This is a genomic window from Leptospira alstonii serovar Sichuan str. 79601, from assembly GCF_000347175.1.
Classification (GTDB): Bacteria; Spirochaetota; Leptospiria; order Leptospirales; family Leptospiraceae; genus Leptospira; species Leptospira alstonii.
The window spans coordinates 1-14,518 of record NZ_ANIK01000124.1; the positions used below are offsets into that span (position 1 = coordinate 1).

At 41.2% G+C, this 14,518-nt stretch carries 14 protein-coding genes and 1 pseudogene; 7 read left to right on the forward strand and 8 right to left on the reverse strand.

Features of this window, described 5'->3' with window-relative positions:
• The first annotated feature begins 257 nt into the window (after positions 1–257).
• The 3 genes from bcp (at position 258) to LEP1GSC194_RS20585 (ending at position 3,204) form a co-directional block, all read left to right on the forward strand.
• On the forward strand, positions 258–737 hold the full coding sequence (gene bcp, locus LEP1GSC194_RS20575; RefSeq protein WP_020775396.1) for a thioredoxin-dependent thiol peroxidase: 480 nt from the start codon (positions 258–260) through the stop codon (positions 735–737).
• Complete coding sequence (locus LEP1GSC194_RS20580) at positions 734–2,221, forward strand: leucyl aminopeptidase family protein (protein ID WP_020775401.1); 1,488 nt, start codon at positions 734–736, stop codon at positions 2,219–2,221. The genes bcp and LEP1GSC194_RS20580 overlap by 4 nt, the downstream gene beginning before the upstream one ends.
• Before the next feature lie 146 nt (positions 2,222–2,367).
• Complete coding sequence (locus LEP1GSC194_RS20585; RefSeq protein ID WP_036043974.1) at positions 2,368–3,204, forward strand: DUF4846 domain-containing protein; 837 nt, start codon at positions 2,368–2,370, stop codon at positions 3,202–3,204.
• Between the two features lie 6 nt (positions 3,205–3,210).
• On the opposite strand, the gene LEP1GSC194_RS20590 is transcribed toward LEP1GSC194_RS20585, so the two are convergent.
• Together LEP1GSC194_RS20590 and LEP1GSC194_RS20595 are read right to left on the reverse strand one after the other, a co-directional pair.
• Entirely contained in the window at positions 3,211–4,416 is a 1,206-nt protein-coding gene (locus LEP1GSC194_RS20590) for a phospholipase C/P1 nuclease family protein (protein WP_036043976.1), read from the reverse strand.
• Between the two features lie 350 nt (positions 4,417–4,766).
• Entirely contained in the window at positions 4,767–5,942 is a 1,176-nt protein-coding gene (locus LEP1GSC194_RS20595; RefSeq protein WP_020775402.1) for a DUF1343 domain-containing protein, read from the reverse strand.
• Positions 5,943–6,077: 135 nt separating this feature from the next.
• On the opposite strand from LEP1GSC194_RS20595, the gene LEP1GSC194_RS20600 reads away from it, so the two are divergent.
• The 3 genes from LEP1GSC194_RS20600 (at position 6,078) to LEP1GSC194_RS20610 (ending at position 9,713) form a co-directional block, all read left to right on the forward strand.
• Positions 6,078–8,603, forward strand: coding sequence for a cyclic nucleotide-binding domain-containing protein (locus LEP1GSC194_RS20600; RefSeq protein WP_036043962.1), 2,526 nt, complete (start codon positions 6,078–6,080; stop codon positions 8,601–8,603).
• Positions 8,604–9,030: 427 nt separating this feature from the next.
• Positions 9,031–9,363 carry a hypothetical protein gene (locus LEP1GSC194_RS20605; protein ID WP_017808205.1) on the forward strand — a complete coding sequence of 111 codons (333 nt, stop codon included), beginning with the start codon at positions 9,031–9,033 and terminating at the stop codon, positions 9,361–9,363.
• The gene (locus tag LEP1GSC194_RS20610; RefSeq protein WP_017808206.1) at positions 9,360–9,713 is read left to right on the forward strand and encodes an LIC10260 family lipoprotein; all 354 of its coding nucleotides are present in this window, start codon (positions 9,360–9,362) and stop codon (positions 9,711–9,713) included. Before LEP1GSC194_RS20605 ends, LEP1GSC194_RS20610 begins: the two co-directional genes overlap by 4 nt.
• Positions 9,714–10,502: 789 nt before the next feature.
• Here LEP1GSC194_RS20610 and LEP1GSC194_RS20615 read toward each other — a convergent pair.
• A pseudogene (locus LEP1GSC194_RS20615) lies at positions 10,503–10,917 on the reverse strand (GNAT family N-acetyltransferase).
• Between the two features lie 280 nt (positions 10,918–11,197).
• Here LEP1GSC194_RS20615 and LEP1GSC194_RS20620 point away from each other — a divergent pair.
• On the forward strand, positions 11,198–11,563 hold the full coding sequence (locus LEP1GSC194_RS20620) for a DoxX family protein (RefSeq protein WP_036043964.1): 366 nt from the start codon (positions 11,198–11,200) through the stop codon (positions 11,561–11,563).
• A gap of 113 nt (positions 11,564–11,676) precedes the next feature.
• Here the strand turns inward: LEP1GSC194_RS20620 and LEP1GSC194_RS20625 are convergent, their stop codons facing one another.
• The 5 genes from LEP1GSC194_RS20625 to LEP1GSC194_RS20645 form a co-directional block, all read right to left on the reverse strand.
• Positions 11,677–12,069, reverse strand: a complete 393-nt coding sequence (locus tag LEP1GSC194_RS20625; RefSeq protein WP_017807735.1) for a type II toxin-antitoxin system VapC family toxin — start codon at positions 12,067–12,069, stop codon at positions 11,677–11,679.
• Between the two features lie 187 nt (positions 12,070–12,256).
• Positions 12,257–12,652, reverse strand: coding sequence for a type II toxin-antitoxin system tRNA(fMet)-specific endonuclease VapC (gene vapC / locus LEP1GSC194_RS20630; RefSeq protein WP_020775405.1), 396 nt, complete (start codon positions 12,650–12,652; stop codon positions 12,257–12,259).
• Between the two features lie 220 nt (positions 12,653–12,872).
• Entirely contained in the window at positions 12,873–13,214 is a 342-nt protein-coding gene (locus LEP1GSC194_RS20635; RefSeq protein ID WP_017808631.1) for a type II toxin-antitoxin system PemK/MazF family toxin, read from the reverse strand.
• The gene (locus LEP1GSC194_RS20640; protein ID WP_017808632.1) at positions 13,201–13,449 is read right to left on the reverse strand and encodes a ribbon-helix-helix domain-containing protein; all 249 of its coding nucleotides are present in this window, start codon (positions 13,447–13,449) and stop codon (positions 13,201–13,203) included. The genes LEP1GSC194_RS20635 and LEP1GSC194_RS20640 overlap by 14 nt, the downstream gene beginning before the upstream one ends.
• A 219-nt stretch (positions 13,450–13,668) precedes the next feature.
• Positions 13,669–14,388, reverse strand: coding sequence for an alpha/beta hydrolase (locus LEP1GSC194_RS20645; RefSeq protein ID WP_036043978.1), 720 nt, complete (start codon positions 14,386–14,388; stop codon positions 13,669–13,671).
• Between the last annotated feature and the right edge of the window lie 130 nt (positions 14,389–14,518).

Sequence of the window (14,518 nt, forward strand, 5' to 3'; positions counted from 1 at the left end):
CTCTCTGAACTCAATGCAACGGTTCTCTAAGGATCGCTATTTCCTATCTTCGATAAGAGCTAACATTATGTTTCGACCCATAGGGAGAAACATTGAGTTTAGGAAGGCATTCACCTGAGTTTCCACGGGTCGTTCGATAGATCGCGTTGTGTGGAAAGCCCCTTTTAAGCCCGTTCGAAAATTCATATTTTGTCTTAGAACTCTCTTGCAAGACAAGCATCCAAAAAAAAATCTAAGATATTTGAAAGAGGTATTCCATGAACGAACTAAAAGTAGGCGGCCAGGCCCCGAGTTTCACGGCGCTCAATGAAAAAGGAGAAAAGGTAAAACTTACCGACCTAACCGGACAAAAAGGAACCGTACTCTATTTTTATCCGAAAGACCAAACTCCGGGTTGTACGACCGAAGCCTGCGATTTCAGGGATAATTTTTCGAAAATCAAAAAGACGGGGTTTAACGTGGTCGGAGTTTCCAAAGATAGTGTAAAGTCGCACCAGAAATTCATTGAAAAGCAGGAGCTAAACTTCACCCTGATCTCCGATGAGGACGGAAAAATTTGCGAGGACTACGGGGTCTGGCAAATGAAGAAATTTATGGGAAGGGAATTTATGGGAATCGTACGTTCCACATTTCTCATCGGAGCCGACGGAAAAATCCTAAAAATATATCCCAAGGTAAGCGTGAAAGGACACGTAGATGAAATCCTTTCCGACATCAAAACACTGGAGAAAAAATGAAACTGGATAAGAATAAAATCCAAACCTCGATCGGAAAAAATCCTTCCAAAGCGTATTATAAATTACAACTGCTTCTTAAGGATCACTTTCCCGAAAATCTAAAGACGAAATTTTCACTCCAAACTTCCTCCGGGATTTTTACCGGAGACAACGGACAAGTTTTTACGGACGAAACCGAAAAAATCATCTACTTAGGGTTAGGCGATTCTTCCAAAGTGAAAACGAGAGGAATCGCCCAACAATTTTTTCAATTCGGAGATAAACTCAAAAAATGGGACGGTGTAGGACTTGAAATTCATCTTCCGAAAGTTCTCACAACGGCCCTTCCCGCCGACCTTCTCGTGTATCAAATCGTAAACTCCTTGGAACAAGGGGCGTATGCGATCAACGTTCTCGCAAAGGAATACAGGGAAAATTCCAAAAAAACCGGAAACGTATCCTTCGTCCTCCAAGACGCCGCAAAATTAAAAGAAGCCGAAAAAGGACTCAAACGCGGAAAAGTGGTCAGCCGTTACGTCAACGGAGCGCGTTACATCGCACATCTTCCCGCAAATCATTTCACGCCGGAAGAATTCGTTTCCAGATCCAAGGAAATCGCAAAGGACAACGGACTCAAAATCACCGTCTTTGACGAACCTCAGTTGAAAAAAGAAAAGATGGGAGGAATCCTTTCCGTCTGCGAAGGTTCGGATAAAAAGGCGAAGATGATCCTTTTGGAATATACTCCCGCCAAACCGAGCACGAAGAAAAAACTCGCGATCATCGGAAAAGGTCTGACCTTCGATTCGGGCGGGATCAGCATCAAACCCGCCCAAGACATGCACGAAATGAAATACGATATGTGCGGAGCGGCCGCCGCGATCCACGCAATCGGAGCCATCGCCGAACTCGGATTAGGCGTTCACGTCGTCGCCGCGATCGGAGTCGCTGAAAATATGCCCGACGCCGCCGCGATCAAACCGGGGGACGTTTATACGGCTCACAACGGAATCACGGTGGAAGTTCAAAATACGGACGCGGAAGGCCGTCTCGTTTTGGGAGACGTTCTTTCCTACGTGGGAAAAAAATTCAAACCGGACTATATGCTGGATCTTGCAACTTTGACGGGAGCGATCATCATCTCCCTCGGACACGAGGCTGCGGGAGTGATGAGTAATTCGGAAACTCTCACGAACCTGCTCAAAGAAGCGTCGGCTTCCTCGGACGAAAGAATCTGGGAAATGCCTCTTTGGGACGAATATTCCGAAGACTTAAAAAGTGATATCGCCGACATTCGAAACGTTGCCGGACGTGCGGGCGGCTCCTTATCCGCGGCAAAATTTTTGGAAAGATTTGTGGACCCCGGAATCGCGTGGGCTCATATCGACATCGCCGGCGCCGCCTGGAGAAAAAAGGCGTCGGGAACTCAAATCGGAAACGGACCGACCGGATACGGGGTTCGACTTTTAGTCGATCTCGCCGAAAGGATCGGAAAGAAAAAATAGAAAGTCCGATCGTACATTAGACTTATGTGTTGAATGTGTTTTTCGCCTAACAGCTTTTAGTTGCTTAGCGGCTGAAGCTGGCTCGGCGGAAAGTTCCCCGTTCGATAATGCGTCTTTTTGATCTTTGGCAAGGGAATTTTTTATCCATGAGAAAAATCTTTATTAAAAAAATGGACTTAACTTTTTATAGCCTTTATCTTCTTAAAAAACGAATCTTAACTTTAAATCGGCGTTCAAAATTCTTCGTTCCAAAATCGACTTTAATCGTTTTGATTGTGTTCGGTTTTTTTATTCCTGCTTCCGGCCGTTTGGACGCAAACCCGAGCAAAGTAAACGAGATCGAACTACCATCCGGAACACAACGGGTTCGATTTGAAAAAAATTCCTTTCCGGACTTCGTACAAAACCTTCCGTTAAAGCCGGAACCGACGCTTTGGACATATAAAAAGGAGAATATCATTCGTCGTTACGATACGATTGCGGTCTTGGATATTCCCCTTATGTTTAAGGACGATTTGGAACAATGTGCGGACTATTCGATGCGTATTTGGGCCGAGTATCATAAACAGAACCGCAGTTTAAACCGACTTTATCTTTTCGACTATAACGGAAATCGAAAGTCTTTTTCCGAAAGCGGACTTTCCTATTCTTCCTTTTTAAGAAAGGCGTTTGCATCCTCCAATTCGTATTCCCTTAAAAAAGGAGGACGGACGGTTCCGGAAAACGAGTTGAGACCGGGAGATCTTTTCGTTCAAAACGAAACAGGCGGGATCGGACACGTTTCCATGATTTTGGACTCGGCGCAAGATCGACAGGGAAAACGATTTTTTTTAATCGGCTTCAGCTTTATGCCCGCTCAGGAAATGCATATCGAAAAAGCTCCGAAAAAATTCGGTTCCCGCGGTTGGTTTACGTATTCCGGTTTCCTTTCCCATCTGGAGGAATCGTATCCGTACGGGAACTCCGTTTTGAGAAGATTCTAAAATTCCCTACTCCTTCAAAATGGAATGTAACATTTCTCTGGTGGCAAAACCGGTTAGGGAAAGATCCGTTCCCGCCTCTTCCAAAAGAAGATTCGATTGTACCGGGTTTAAAGTGGGAATGATTTCCTTCATTTTAGTTCCGAGCTCCTTTTCCAAATCATATTCAGGTTTCATTGTATATTCTTTTCCGAATGTGTTTACGATCGACTCGTTGATCTCGAACGCGTGGGAGGAGGCCCGTTTCCCCACGAATTTCATCAAATCTTCGTTGGACGACTGCGAGGGAAACCCTTCGAAGTCTCGGACCAAAAATCCGGTCAAGGTCCGAGTTTCGGAAGTCGGACTCTTATAAAACCGTATCCAATTGTAGGATAAAAAATCCTCGTATAAAAAATGACGATTGGCGACGAGCTGGGTGGTCCTTGCCTTCATCTCTTTTTTCGTTTCTTTGGACGAAAAGATATAACGAATATAATAAAAGAAATCCGCGTCCGGAACCGCCTTGGAATGATACGGTTGTCCTATGTCTTGGATATAATGACAGGCCCAGGCGGCAAAACGATACTTCCAATAATCGTGTCCGGTTTTTCCGGCTAACACGGAAAGACGGGAAAACAACTCGATTCGATCCAAAATCATTCCGCCTTCGACCACCTCGGAAGCGAACAAGGAAAGAATCCAATTTTCATTCTGGAACTGCATGTGAAAGGGCGCCTTGCTGCTTTCCCCTTCCGGTTTTCCGTAGGGTTGTTTTCCGTATCCGTATTCGGTAAAACCCCAAAGATTATGATCCATTCCCCAATCCGGTTCATCGATAAACGTATAAAGAATATTTCTGATTTTGATTTTTTTTCCGACGGTGGATTGAAATCGCGCGGGAAGTTCCGGAAGATCTAAAAGATACGGCGTGATCGACGAGACGGGAACGTTACCCGACATCGATTCGGAACCCGGAAGAATTCTTTCCACTTCCAAAAGCCGGGTTGCCGGATTGAGCCGGGCCGCTTTTAAAAATTCCAAAACGGAAGCGGACTCCGGATGAAATTCCGTTTTCCGAAATCGTTTCGAACCCCTCGCCTCTTCCCAAGCCGCAAATTCGTCGAAAAGAATTTTTAAAGATACCCTTTCCTTTTTTACGAAAGAATCCAAGGACGACGATTCGACTTCTCGGAAAACGAACTTCATGGAAGGATGTTCGAGCGCCCGATCCATGATGAGATAATGGGTTCCCCAGGGAAACGCGGCCCCGGGAAAAACGAGGACAAACAATAGAAGCCAAAACGTTACGCGCCCTTTCGATCGATTATTCCGAAACGACTTCGAAAAAGAAATCTTAATGAACACAAACAGACTTTTAATCGTCTCTCTTTTTTGATTTTCCATCATGCTATTTACCTTCTTACCGAAATTAACGATTCGCCTAAACTTTCTTACACGGAGCTCACTATTGAAATAGGTTCAAATCAGTTAAGAACTTGTCGAGCGCCAATAGAAGTGAGACGCTTTAGTTTCAAATAACGCAGGAGTTCCCACATTGGACGGTTTTAAGTCGAGCTCCGATTTCAAACGAGTTCCATCTCCCTACACTTTTTCTTCCAAATCCGCTCTTGTTCATTCAAATATTCAAATACAATGGAATCCGAATGTTTACCGTTTAGATAGTCGAGCAAAAATCGATCTCCGACGAGCAACTCGATCGCGGGAAGATCCGATCTGAATTCGTAAGCGCCTTCCCGGTAGGCGAATTCGTTCGGATATTCCTCCCTTAACATTCGGATCAATTTCAGGGAGAAAAATAAACTGTGGAACTTTTCCGGTTTTTTCAAAAGGATCTGAAAACCTCCGCAGATAATGTCCTTGTGTTTGTGAAAGGTCGGAATGAACTTTAAAGGTCGTAAGACCGCGCTTCCTTCTTGGGATTTTTCCAAATCCCTTCGAATCCGATCGTTCTGTTCGTTTATGTACGGAGCCCCGAACGTTTCGAAAGGTCTCGTGGTCCCCCTACCTTCGGAAAGATTGGTTCCTTCCAAAAGACATTGTCCCGCGTAAACGTAACAAGTGGAGCGAAACGGAATATTCGGAGACGGCGGAATCCAAAGAAATTCGGAATCTTTTTTTTCATACCATCCCTTGTTTACGATTCGGATCTTTACGTTTAAGGAAAATTCTTTTTGATAATAAGAAAGTAATTCTCCCGGAGTCAAACCGTGACGATGTAAAACGCTTCTGACTCCGACAAAGGATTCGAATTCTTTTTGCAACGGAGAACCTTCGATTTTTTTTCCCGCCGGATTGGGAGAATCGAAGACGATTACTGAAATTTCCCGTTTCCCGGAGGAATTCCACTTACCGATCTCTTCCAAAAAATAATACGCAGTCGTTAAAAAGGTATAATAACGCGCACCCGTATCTCTTATGTCTATGATGACAACGTCCAAACCGTCCAAAGAAACCGAATCGGGAACCAGACTGGACTCTTGATCGCCGTAAAGATTGATAAATTCCACCTTGTCCAGATCGTATCTCAGATTCGAACCGGAAACCTGATCCTGAAGTTCCGCAAAAAGTCCGTGTTCCGGAAGAAATATTTTTTTCAGATCGTAACGTCTGTGAACGGTTTGAAAGTGATATTCCCCGTTCGATCCGAAAGCGCTCTGATTTGTGATCATTCCGATTTCGGAAACACGAAGGTACTTTTCTATATTATTCATTCTTCCCGTATGGTTTTTAAGAGGCATAAGGAGTCAAGTTTAACGAGATTACGTATAAAACGAAGAAACGCCGATCGGGTTTTTTATTTCTCTCTCAAAAAAAATTGTTTTCTCTATGGATAAGAAATAGTTTCTTTTTCATGGAAACCTCGATAATCCAATATGACATTTGATCCTTTAGTTCCACAACAACAAGCCCAAGCCCCGGCGGGAACCTTATTGTTTTCGGAAGGTACTTCCGCAAACACTCTAAACGTGCTTCACAGTGGAACGGTTCGTTATCTGACCGAAGTCCCCGGCGGAAGAAAACTCGAACTTTTTAAACTGAACGGAGCCAATTTGACTCCCGGATCCGTGGCCCTTTTTACAAGCGGAAGATATCCCTTTCATCTCCAAGCGGAAGAAACCTGCGTGATTTCCACTTACGCGATGAATCGGGAGACGATCGGAAAAAGCGTGGGATCTCGCGTTTCTTTGGGACTCATGGTCGCAAGAACTCTTCTTCGAGAAATCACCGAACTTTTTAAAAAATCCAATCAGATCCGAAAGATCACTTCGGACATTGAAAAGGTAAACGACAATCTTTCGATTCTTTACTATCAATTTAATCCGAACGTATTTCCGGATATCAAACAGGGATCTCCGATTCCGGAGGTTTCCCGGGACGTAGTCGATCCGGTGATGCGTCTTTGTCGGGAGAATTTGAAATTATTTTTTGACAACGGTGGACTTCTTCCCGATAGACCGAGTCCGCAATTTTTAGAAGAGGAACACGAATCCCAGCTTACGAGGTTGTATCCGGAAGAAATCGATTTTCAGGACGGAGAATTCAACTTTATCCGAAAACTCGTGATGCAGGATCCTAAGATTCTGAACGCGTTATTCACCGCCGATCCTTCCATGATCTCTTACGTTTGTTCCAAACTCGCAAACGTTTTGGATCAAATTTCGGGAATTCTCAAAACCTGTCTTACGGATTTGGACGAGGCTTTTCGAATCTTCTTCGCGGGTGAAAATAGTCTCGTAGAAAAATTTTATCTCATCTTGGACATCACATCGTCCGGATACGGAACCGCTCCCGCGGAATTCGTAGTGCCCGTGTTAGGCGCCGTAGCCGGAAAGATCGAAAAATATAAGAACGGACATCAGGCTCTTTTCGGAGTTCCCGTTACCAATCTTTCCCCGAACACCTCGGTCTTTCAATCCAAGGCCGGAGCTCTTTCCAAAAAGATGGAAGAAACGGCGCCGAAAGTACAAGCTTCTTCGGCCTCTGCCATCACCGCAGGAGTGGACGTAGACTCGATTCGCAAAGAATTGGACAACTCCGCATCCGTCATCATTCAGTTCTCGGGACTAGAAGCGGAGAAAGTAAAAGAATTTTCCGCGCTTATGGTCAAAGTGAAAAGCCTAAAGAACCCTCTCGATCCCGAAGGTGATAACAGGAAGATAAGAAGAACTCTCGGAAGACATTACTGGGATATGTATCAGGAATGTTTTATGAAGTACATGAATTCCAACCGAAACGTTCCCAAAGCGGTCGAACTCATGTTGAATTACGGCTTCTTCGACGAGACAATGGTAGACGATTCTCAGATCGCCTTTATGTACACACATAAGGACGCTCCTTACTCCGCTTCGGACATTCCCATTTCATTCGGAACCGAATGGCTGGAAAAGATTTATAAAAGAGAAATTCCGACTTCCTTGGACGAGATGGGACAAAACTTTTTCGAAAAAGTGAAGATGGAAAACAGATCCATCAATATCAAAAAAGAATCGGATATTCCGCCCGAACTGGACAATCCTACGACGAGACTCAAGTTCGAATTCGCTTCCCTTTACGAAGCGAACGTTAGACTCACTTCCGGAAGTCCCGCGACTCACTTTCCGATTTTGACTAAGTTTCATAGTCAGATGGCGATCGATAAAGCCTATGTTTCCAAAAAGATCATTGCGGAAACGGTTCAAGAACTTCTGGCGGTGGACTATTCCATTTTCCACAGAGAAGTGATCTACAACAATAACGAGTTGGGAATCACGAAAGAGTTTATTCAGAAAAGTGTGATTCCCGATTTCATCCTAGTTCCTTCCATCGGAACGAAGGTGATGATGTGGCAGGATCTTTCCGTCCACAGAGGCGCGGGTTCGAAAGAAAGTCCGGGAAGGATCGTTCTTCCTATTTTAGCTCAGGGCGATTTAAAAACGATGGTCGCGGACGCTCTGGCTGCGTTTCGTTGGGAACTCACTAAATCCATTCTCGGCGCGGAATGGAACAACGTGGGAAATCCTTCCATCACCGCGGATTATACGGATTACATTCAGTTTTTTAAAAAGAACAAAGATCTTTCGATGGAAATCAAGGAAAAACTGGCAGGCGATTTCAAACGATTTAGAAACGACCGCGACATTTTCGCAAACGACTATCAACTCTGGATGAAATACGAATCCGACGGGGTCCAAAGACTCAACAAAGTGGTCCGAGGGATTTTTTATAGACATATCCCTTTCAGCAAACAGGTCCGGGATAAGGTGGCTAAAACTCCGGCCTTCGCCGAAATTCACAACCGATTCATCAATATTAGAAATCGAAAATATATCGAAATCGAAAACCGTTATAAAAAGTATCTCAACGCCTTGGGAAGCCTCCCCGATCCTCTGCGTGATAACTTGGAATTTTTTCGAGTTTAAAACTGAAATAGCGGTAATCGTTTCAGTTCTAAAATCCAAGTAATCCATTAGGCTATTCTTATTTATTTTTGAGCATCGCTTTCGTACAACACAAGAGCAGACTCTTTTCGTATTTTCAAAGAAAAATCGTTTCTCCAAATTCGTTTAAGATAAATTTAAGATCTTATTTTAAGGAGAGCGTTCTTTTGAGCATCGAAATCGTTTCGTCAACCGTTATAAGATAATTTTTATCCACAGCTTGATAAAACATTATCAATGTTTTATTTTTTCGCGGAAAATACGAATCTCATTTTTATTCCGTATAAAAAGTTTTGAATCCGTAAAAATAAGAAAATATATTTACGAAACGAATAAAAGGTGATACGTTTTTCGCTCGGCTTTAGCTTTAGGTTCATAAAATTTCTCTTAAGAAAGGTGGTGTTCTTTGATGAAAAGGTTATCGGTTTTAGGAATGGTTACGGTTTTGATGTTGTCGTGTTCAGCGTCGCAAAAAGTTTATCTTTTGTCCTATGGGGACTGGAAGGGGAAAAAACTTCCGGAAGTGGAAAAAATAAAAGGAGAATCTCGAAGTGGAGAAGACTGCGGTTTTCGATATACTCTTTCAAAAGCATTGGAGAACGCTTTAAAGGATACTAACTACGATACGATTTTGGACGCCGATGTGACTCAGCGGGCAAACGTGTTGATCCCTTTGAATTGTATTGAGATCCGAGGTTTTGCGTTTGATAGCTCTAAAATTAACAAGGAAGGCAAAAAATGAAGGGGGGCCGATTTGCGTTTTTGATTCTCTTGCTGATGATTTTTATCGGTTGTTCTTCGGGACCCATAAAACGAATTTCTTATGTTTCCTTGGATAAACCCAAGGGAGAGATTCTTGCAAATGAAGGGAAAGCCGTCGAGTTTAGTAAATTTCTGTTCGGAATTTCCCAAACCCCCGCGGGGGTTTATCCCTATTTAAAGGAGGCAGAAATACAAAGTGGAAGTCCGGTCCTAAGAAACGTGGATGTCGTTATGCGAGCGGGGTTTTGCCTACTTCCTTTACCGCCTGTGTTTTGCGTTACTCGCTATTCCGTAATTGTAGAAAATGATCCGATACAAACGGTTCGCTAAATTTTTTGTTTGATTGGAAATAATCATAAGCGTCAAAACAAAGAGTGAATTTTTTAAGGAGATCCGTTTTTTGGTCGGTAACACGCACTCACCAAATCTTAATATTTTCTAATTTTAAAATTCTAATATTATAAAAAAACTATTTACGTTTTCCATTATCTTATGAACATTTTCAAAAAATAAGAAGTATTTAAAAGGAGAGGTAAGTGTCTAATTACCCTGGAACGTATTTGATAGTTAACGCATGTAATAATGCCGTTACAAATCTGAACGTAGTTCATCTTTGTGGCGGCACTTATGACGGGAATCTAATTATCCCTGATTTAGCGGTAGGAGAGGTATCACAAATTGTTAGTTTCAATTCTCAAACCTCGGAAATCGATTATTGGAATATACATTTTGACTGCAATGGGATATTTTACGATTTGGTAAATTATCAATGTAACTATGAAACTTCCGATAGCGGACATTTATGCGTCATTTCACTCAACGAAAGTTACGTTAACGTAATCACGCCGATTTCATCTACTTGTCGAGTTGCTTATACAAATACATCCGTCTCGGATGCTGTGGAGTTAAAAAAATAAAATAGCGATTTTAGTCGATAAGGCTTGTATCGAAATTCCAAGCAACCCTAACAGTCCTTGCAAGCAAAGGCTGTTAGGGTTAGATATACGACAAGCAAACTTTGCAAGAGATTGATGACGAAGTAGCGACGTGCCGTGAACCGAGGCGATTATCTCGTGTTAGGCGAAATGCGGATTGAATTGTTTTAATTTTCCCGCTTTTCTAAAGTAGTTTTCGAAAAAAAATAGCGGAATCTTCGTATCCTATCGCAGTATAAAAATCTTTCGCTCTTCTTGTAGCTAATCCAATAAGTTTCGAATTCCTAAATCGCGCCCAGTTCTCAAATTCGGACATTAGAATTCGAGCAATTCCTTTTCTTCTATATTCTTCTGAAACAAAAATCTCTTCAAGCCAGGAAACCTTTCCATTGGCATAAAGAGTATAGTGGTCAAATCCGAGGCAATAGGCAATAATTTTATTGTTTTCTTCGGCTAACAAAAAATGAGCGGAGGGTTCCGTAATAAGAGAATTAAAACTGACTTTAAATAAAGTAAATCTGTTTTAAATGAAGTAGCAAATTGTTTTGTAAGAAATAAATGTTCTCAACGTCTTTTATTTGAACTTTTCTAATATTCATAGTCTTATAGATTCTATCTTTTTGATCCGGATTGAGAAATTCAATGTGTCTACAAGACTTGCTCGGTTACGTCAAGAACATTCCGCTGTTCGCCTAACGTCTTAGACTTCTCCACGTTGCGGCCGCATGGGCGATCTCGAAGCGCCATTCTACCGACACGGCAAAATCGGCGGAAACTGGATTTTTCATTCTCCTGATAGAGTCGGAAATTCAGGTCCTTAAGATTTTTTTCCTTGCCCTCGATTCTGAACGCTTTAGAGTCTCTTTAAGTAGGTAAACCATGAACATTCTCTTATGGGTTCTTCAAATTCTTCTCGCCCTACATACCGTCGTGGGCGCTGTGTGGAAGTTTTCCAATTCCGAGCAAACTGTGCCTTCGTTGAAAGCAATTCCCCACGGAGTTTGGCTGACAATGAGCATCGTTGAAATACTTTGTAGCTTGTGCCTGATCCTCCCGGCATTTAAAAAATCTCCGACCATCTTAGCCCCTATCGCGGCAGCCTTCGTAGCCGCGGAAATGCTGCTCTTTTCCGGATTGCATATTTATTCCGGTGACGCAAATTACGGCCCGATGATTTATTGGCTTGTTGTGGCTGCCATTTGCGCGTTTATTGCCTACGGCCGGTTTGTGCTAAAGCCTTTTTAGCAAACTGCTAAATTTAAAGGACTTCCGATCGATTCTCTTTTCATTTGCGGATTCGCCGAGCGAAAACCGTGAGTGACTAACGAAGAGAAGTAGTTAGGCGCCGTTGGTAAATTTCACCATACCGTTTTTAACCCGGAAATCTTGTATTTCTTCATCACAGAATCTTTTGAAATCAAAGTATATTTTTTAGAAATACACTGCCATAGGAGCATTCTGCCAAAAGGATCTCTATGAAAATTTTCTTTTCGTTTATGATATGAAGAAGCGTCCTCAGAGCTTAGTTCTATGGAATTGATATTTAATTTTTTAAGATAGCTTAAGATATCGCCTGGCTTTATGCCGAAAAGATTGAATTTGCCTAACCTGAACTTTAGAGATATTTCCCACAAAGAACTTGAATTAACAAAAATTTGATTATCTTGATTTTCAATAATCTCAACAACTTTTTTGTTTAGTTGTTTTGAATCGCCAATAACCCACAACGAAGCATGGGTATCCAATAACATAAGGCATTATAAATTAAGGATTCCCCTTCGGATAGACTAAAGTCTGAGGTTTGTTACCTACCCTACTATAAAATTGCAAACCGAAATGACAAAGCGATAGTTCGAAGTCCGTAATGAGCGCGAGCGAGGAGCCATAAGTGATGAACACAGCGAGAAATCGAAGTTAGCTGAAGTGGCGATTGGATCACTATTGAGTCCAATCTTCGATTTTTAGATCTTTAATTCGCTTAAATTCTTTTGTATTAGTGACAAAAATATAATTATTAGCAATTGCTTGAGCTGCAAGAAGTATGTCTATTGAACCAATTACGTTACCCTTTCTCTCCAAATCAGCTCTAATTAACCCGTAAGATTCAGCGTCTTTATCAGAAAAAGAAAGTATATTGAAAATTGTTAAGGATTCAATCAGTGCAACTTTGTTTCTTTCCTTAAGTTCACTTTTCTGAATTCCAAATTCAAGTTCCGCGACGGTTAAAGAAGAAATAAATAAACCTTTCTTTAATTTCTTTTTAAGATTTTCCAAAAGAACCACATTCTTCTTTTTAATTAGGAAAATGCAAATATTAGTATCCAAAAGATACATTAAAACTTTTCTCTTTTATCGGATTTCGGTTGTTCTCTTCCCGCTTCCAGAAAATCATCTCCTAAATAAGTATATATCATGATATATACTTATCAAGAGGTTCTTTTAGAATTGCTCTATATCGTTATTAATGTTTCGCCAGACTTTCGCCTAACGAAAGAGTCTCCTCGACGTTTGCGATCTCGAAGCGCCGCGAGAAGTCGCAGTTAGACGAGTACCATTAATCTAAGCCTGTAACCAACTTAAGCCCTACTTCAACTTCATCTAGTTTATTTGATTTAAGTTTTCCTACTTTGTTAAGAAATCTTTCTTTATCTAAAGTCACAATTTGCGAAACATTTATTACCGAGTCTTTAGATAAATTCGAATCTTTCTTACTAATTAGAACATTACCCGGTGCTTCAGTTAGATTCAAATTTGATGTGATTGCGATCGAAACGATTGTATTAATATTACTTTGGTTAAAACAGTCATCTTGAATTATGAGAACTGGACGTTTAAACCCAGGCTCGCTTCCAAATGGAATGCCCAAGTCAACCCACCAAATTTCACCACGAATCATTTTTTAAACTCTTGCGAAGTGATTCTACGGATAAATCAATAATATTATCTTTTGTTTCTTTGGATTTACTACCGTAGACTTTATTTAATTTCTCAGTTACGGATTCTTTACTATGAGATCGAATAAATTCTTCTAATGCTTTTGCAAATAACTGACTGCGAGGTATTCCAAGCTTTTTGGCTATTTTCTCAGCAGTTTTAAATAACTCATCAGGAATTGAAATAGCCGTTTTCATATTATTGGTATAACTCTGGTCATACCAATGTCAACTTTAAAATGAACTGATTTTGGTTCCGAATTCAGAAAATAAACTGCTTAATTATCTTTTCATTTGCTCTTCAAAATCAAGCCGAACGTCAAAGCAAATGTGCCGGAGGCCAAGCGAGAGTCGCGGAGCGATCTTAAAGCGCCGCGAGAAATCGTAGTTAGGCGACGATGCCTTTATATAAGTTGATTATTTGAATGTTCCATTCTTAATGAATTGCAAGGTGGCTTTCTGGACTTCTGGTCCATCCATAATAAAAGTATGTGTTCGATTAACTAATAGAAATTCTTTCATAGTATTCAACTTACTGCTTTCAATTGAAACTTTACCGTCATCCTCGCCGGATATAATTATTGAGGAAATCGGATCATTGCTCGAATCCCCCATAATGATTCCAAATTCAAAATTAGGAGTTCCTACGTTATTAACAAAACTCGAGTCGTCTGTTTTTAATTGTATCAGTATCGGACCAAGCAACGCATTAAAAAAATCAAATCTCGATAAAAAGTCAGCCACCTCACTCCCCTTATTTGGAGGAGCTAACATTACAACTCGGCCTAATTTTTCGATTCTGTTTTCTTTAAGAAAATGTCTTATAACAATTCCACCTGCCGAATGAGTAACAAAATGGATTTTGTCGAACTTGGAGGCGCAATTGTTTTGAACTATCGGTAGTATATAATGTTGAGATACTTCTTGTATATTGTTGCTTCTCGAAGGATAATTCGCGTAATAGACCGAAAGATTATGATCAGCTAAATAATCTCCCATATTTTTAAGCTGATCCGATGATCTTAAAAAGCCATGTATAAGAATAACACAATCTAACCGCGTTTTATCCTGTTTCTTCTCCAACTTCTCGGCGAACAAAGGAATCGATAAACTAAAAATAATAATTAAGTATTTCATTAGTGAAGTTTTATCTATACGACGCATTTTTGTAGATATTTCGCCTAACAATCCATAAGTGTTTCTTCCGACAAATAAACACTTGTAAAATCCGTCTGAAGACGAACTTGAGGATTTGAAGTGAAATTCC

Excerpts from the sequence above, each read along its gene's own strand:
- LEP1GSC194_RS20600 (WP_036043962.1), top strand. The coding sequence starts at position 6,078 with ATGACATTTGATCCTTTAGTTCCACAACAACAAGCCCAAGCCCCGGCG.
- vapC (WP_020775405.1), bottom strand. The coding sequence starts at position 12,652 with ATGTATCTTTTGGATACTAATATTTGCATTTTCCTAATTAAAAAGAAG.
- LEP1GSC194_RS20645 (WP_036043978.1), bottom strand. The coding sequence starts at position 14,388 with ATGAAATACTTAATTATTATTTTTAGTTTATCGATTCCTTTGTTCGCC.
- LEP1GSC194_RS20620 (WP_036043964.1), top strand. The coding sequence starts at position 11,198 with ATGAACATTCTCTTATGGGTTCTTCAAATTCTTCTCGCCCTACATACC.
- LEP1GSC194_RS20585 (WP_036043974.1), top strand. The coding sequence starts at position 2,368 with ATGAGAAAAATCTTTATTAAAAAAATGGACTTAACTTTTTATAGCCTT.
- LEP1GSC194_RS20640 (WP_017808632.1), bottom strand. The coding sequence starts at position 13,449 with ATGAAAACGGCTATTTCAATTCCTGATGAGTTATTTAAAACTGCTGAG.
- LEP1GSC194_RS20605 (WP_017808205.1), top strand. The coding sequence starts at position 9,031 with ATGAAAAGGTTATCGGTTTTAGGAATGGTTACGGTTTTGATGTTGTCG.
- LEP1GSC194_RS20625 (WP_017807735.1), bottom strand. The coding sequence starts at position 12,069 with ATGTTATTGGATACCCATGCTTCGTTGTGGGTTATTGGCGATTCAAAA.
- LEP1GSC194_RS20590 (WP_036043976.1), bottom strand. The coding sequence starts at position 4,416 with ATGGATCGGGCGCTCGAACATCCTTCCATGAAGTTCGTTTTCCGAGAA.
- LEP1GSC194_RS20610 (WP_017808206.1), top strand. The coding sequence starts at position 9,360 with ATGAAGGGGGGCCGATTTGCGTTTTTGATTCTCTTGCTGATGATTTTT.
- LEP1GSC194_RS20580 (WP_020775401.1), top strand. The coding sequence starts at position 734 with ATGAAACTGGATAAGAATAAAATCCAAACCTCGATCGGAAAAAATCCT.
- LEP1GSC194_RS20635 (WP_017808631.1), bottom strand. The coding sequence starts at position 13,214 with ATGATTCGTGGTGAAATTTGGTGGGTTGACTTGGGCATTCCATTTGGA.
- LEP1GSC194_RS20595 (WP_020775402.1), bottom strand. The coding sequence starts at position 5,942 with ATGCCTCTTAAAAACCATACGGGAAGAATGAATAATATAGAAAAGTAC.
- bcp (WP_020775396.1), top strand. The coding sequence starts at position 258 with ATGAACGAACTAAAAGTAGGCGGCCAGGCCCCGAGTTTCACGGCGCTC.